This is a genomic window from uncultured Caballeronia sp. (assembly GCF_964243625.1).
GTDB lineage: Bacteria > Pseudomonadota > Gammaproteobacteria > Burkholderiales > Burkholderiaceae > Caballeronia.
The window spans coordinates 1-2904 of sequence record NZ_CAXTGZ010000712.1 but is presented as its reverse complement, the minus strand read 5'-3'; the positions used below and the strand labels follow the sequence as shown (position 1 = coordinate 2904).

Below are 2904 nucleotides of genomic sequence, written 5' to 3'. Positions count from 1 at the left end.
AACCAAGGCCACTGATCAACCCCAAAACTACCAACGAGAAGCAGTTTGAATTTTATGTGTCGAGGCGACAACTAGCTTGAAATCCTCCGCGGGCGTGGCAGATGCTCCGTGGGTAGAGCACGGCACGGCCTCGGTTGGCGGCGTGACGTACAACGTGTATCAGAATTCAGCTGCTCACGCAGACCTGCTGATTCAGCAAGGCGTACACGCCGTCGTACATTGATTTGATCGTTATCTCGCATTTGCCTGAGGGCTGACGCGAGGTGTGTCGAGTTGAACGAAGCCGTTCCGGGTGCTCCCGGAACGGCTTCGCTTATTTGGCCTTACGCTCCTTGTTGGCCTGCGCTACGACAGACGCCGCCAGCGTCCTGGTGTCCTTCGAATATTTGTCGCTATGGAGAACGAGCGAGGCCTTGTGCTCCATCTGAGCGCCGGTCTGGTTCTTCGTATGCGTTTGCGATAGCGCCGATGCAGCAAGACTCTTTGCAATGGCCGACGCTTTCGGATCATGCAACGTCTTCGATGCGAGTGTTGCGACGGCTTTCGACGTTTGCTTTGTATTCACCGACATGTCTTTCCTCTCTGGTTGAATGAGCGCCGACCATTTCCCGGCCGGTTCCCCAGTCTTCCCGTCGCGGACATCGACATCTATACGATTCGTCCTATTTACACGCGTGGTTTTATAATCTCCCGCATGCTGAATACCCTTATTGTGGCGCCTGGCAACTGGCGCATCCGTCCGCTTCCCACGTTCACCGCCGACCAGAAAGACTGGCTCACGCGCGGCGGCTCGCTCACTGCACATCTGCGTGCACTCGGCACCGTCACCGTCGATGTCACCCGCGAAACCGTCAGCCAACCCTGGCGCGATGAATCCAGCGCGTTGAACATCACGCCGCGCACGCCGGTATGGACCCGCGAAGTCGTGCTGAAAGTGGAAGGCGTGCCGTTCGTCGCGGCACACAGTATCGTGCCGCTTAATGTCAGTTCGGGCGTGTGGCAAGCGATCCGCCGTTTGAGGACGCGTCCGCTGGCCGAACTTCTATATAGCGACAGCAGCGTCTGGCGCTCGCCGCTGACGTCGCGCAAGGTGACGGCGCGTGATCCGCTCTACAGGCTCGCGGCCACACAAACGCATCATGAAGCCCCCCATACCTTCGTCGCGCGCCGTTCCGTGTTCGTGAGAAAAAGTGCGCCGCTGATGGTCACCGAATGCTTCCTGCCCGCGCTCTGGTCCTTCCTCGAGCGTTGCGAAGAATGCTGAAAGGCTTTCCGCCCATCGCCGATAAAAACACGCACACGCTGATACTCGGCAGCTTCCCCGGCGTGGCGTCGCTCGATGCCGCGCAGTACTACGCCCATCCGCGCAACCAGTTCTGGCGGCTGGTCGGAACGGTGATCGGCGAGCCTTTGCACGAGCTTGCCTACGATCAGCGCGTTCTCAAGCTGCTTGAACATGGCATCGGCTTGTGGGATGTGCTTGCGGCGTGCGAGCGCGAAGGCAGTCTCGACACCGCGATCCGTCACGCGAATCCCAACGACTTTGCCTCGTTCCGCCTTCACGCGCCGGGCTTGAAAAAGCTCTGCTTCAACGGCAAGACATCCGGGCGTTTCGAACCGGTGATCCGCGAGGCAGGCTACGAAACCCTGGTCCTGCCGTCGTCGAGTCCGGCGAATGCTATCCTCTCGTTCGATCAAAAATTGCGCATCTGGCGCGACATCCTCAAATGACCCAATTAATCAAACGCGCGTCGGCTGAAGCGCGCGCGTTCGGCGGCAAGCGCCAAGAAAAAAAGCACGATAAAAAGCAGGCCAAGCGCGCAAAGCGCGATCGTGATGACGACCTTGAAAACGCGCCCCGTATCGATGCACCTCGCAAACCGCGCTTCGCGCCCGTGACGTTCTCGGAAGAGGGCGGCGTGCGATTCCTGCATTTCGGCACCGAATGGGTGCAGGGCGCGATGCGCCTGAAGAAGCCGAATCACATCGAACTTGAATACGCGCAGCAGATGATGGCGTGGCTGTTGTTCATCGAAACGCCCAAACGGGTGGTGCAGCTTGGTCTTGGCGCGGCTGCACTGACTAAGTTCGCGCACGCGTTCCTGAAGCGCGCGAAGGTCGAGGCGGTCGAGCTGAACCCGTCGGTTGTGATCGCCGCGCGCACGATGTTCGAGCTACCCAACGACGACGCGCGCCTCACCATCCACGAGCAGGACGCCTACGACTTCGTCAACGACGCCGCGAACCACGGCAGCATCGGCGCATTGCAGATCGATGTCTACGATGCCACCGCGCGCGGCCCCGTGCTGGACAGCGTCGCGTTCTATCGTGCGTGCCGGGCTTGCCTGACGCCGGCGGCGGGCGTGGTGACGGTCAACCTGTTCGGCGATCACCCGAGCTTCGTGCGCAACATGAAGCGCCTGAACGAAGCCTTCGATGGCCGAGTGCTCGCGCTGCCCGAAGTCCACGACGGCAATCGCATTGCCATCGCGTTTGCGGGACCCGCGCTCGATGTGCCGTACGCGCAACTCGAACAACGGGCAAAGCTCATCGAAAAGGAATTGAAGCTGCCCGCGCGTCAATGGGTCAAGGCCTTGTCGATCAGTACGGAAGCCGGCAATACACCCAACTTTTCCATCTAGATCCAGCAGCGAACCCGCCGCCCTGACAGCGGTCGATAAAGCAAAAATTACATAATGCTTTCTCTACCCATTACGGTTCGGGTTCGCCCTGCTTGACCCACTTTTAGGCGTCCATATACTCCACGTGTTATTTCGGGGCGCTATTAGGCTGGCGCCTTGCCGCGAGATCCGCGCAGGTCCCAGTCCAGCAGCAATTTAAAGAGAAAAGAGGAGACCGTCATGGCTCAAGATGCGGTGACCGCCACTGGTCAGGTCCGCAACA

Annotated in this window: 4 protein-coding genes and 1 pseudogene; 4 read left to right on the top strand and 1 reads right to left on the bottom strand. The window is 59.6% G+C overall.

All coding sequences use genetic code 11. The features are described 5' to 3' along the window. Positions 1-76 precede the first annotated feature (76 nt). Positions 77-223: a hypothetical protein gene (locus tag ACFFAR_RS29765; protein WP_375509069.1), complete on the top strand. Its 147-nt coding sequence runs from the start codon at positions 77-79 to the stop codon at positions 221-223. A gap of 90 nt (positions 224-313) precedes the next feature. Here ACFFAR_RS29765 and ACFFAR_RS29760 read toward each other — a convergent pair whose 3' ends face one another. After that, a complete protein-coding gene (locus ACFFAR_RS29760; protein WP_075360502.1) occupies positions 314-571 on the bottom strand; it encodes a hypothetical protein in 258 nt (85 codons plus the stop codon). A gap of 123 nt (positions 572-694) precedes the next feature. Here ACFFAR_RS29760 and ACFFAR_RS29755 point away from each other — a divergent pair. The 3 genes and pseudogenes from ACFFAR_RS29755 to ACFFAR_RS29745 all read left to right on the top strand — a co-directional run. Continuing rightward, positions 695-1243: pseudogene (locus tag ACFFAR_RS29755) on the top strand (chorismate--pyruvate lyase family protein); the annotation flags it as partial. A 14-nt stretch (positions 1244-1257) separates the two neighbouring features. Continuing rightward, on the top strand, positions 1258-1731 hold the full coding sequence (locus ACFFAR_RS29750) for a DNA-deoxyinosine glycosylase (RefSeq protein WP_174365146.1): 474 nt from the start codon (positions 1258-1260) through the stop codon (positions 1729-1731). Beyond that, positions 1728-2642: a spermidine synthase gene (locus ACFFAR_RS29745; protein WP_174365147.1), complete on the top strand. Its 915-nt coding sequence runs from the start codon at positions 1728-1730 to the stop codon at positions 2640-2642. Before ACFFAR_RS29750 ends, ACFFAR_RS29745 begins: the two co-directional genes overlap by 4 nt. Positions 2643-2904: the final 262 nt, after the last annotated feature.

What these genes read in the sequence shown, in the direction of transcription:
- ACFFAR_RS29750 (WP_174365146.1), top strand. Translation starts at nt 1,258, where the DNA reads ATGCTGAAAGGCTTTCCGCCCATCGCCGATAAAAACACGCACACGCTG.
- ACFFAR_RS29760 (WP_075360502.1), bottom strand. Translation starts at nt 571, where the DNA reads ATGTCGGTGAATACAAAGCAAACGTCGAAAGCCGTCGCAACACTCGCA.
- ACFFAR_RS29745 (WP_174365147.1), top strand. Translation starts at nt 1,728, where the DNA reads ATGACCCAATTAATCAAACGCGCGTCGGCTGAAGCGCGCGCGTTCGGC.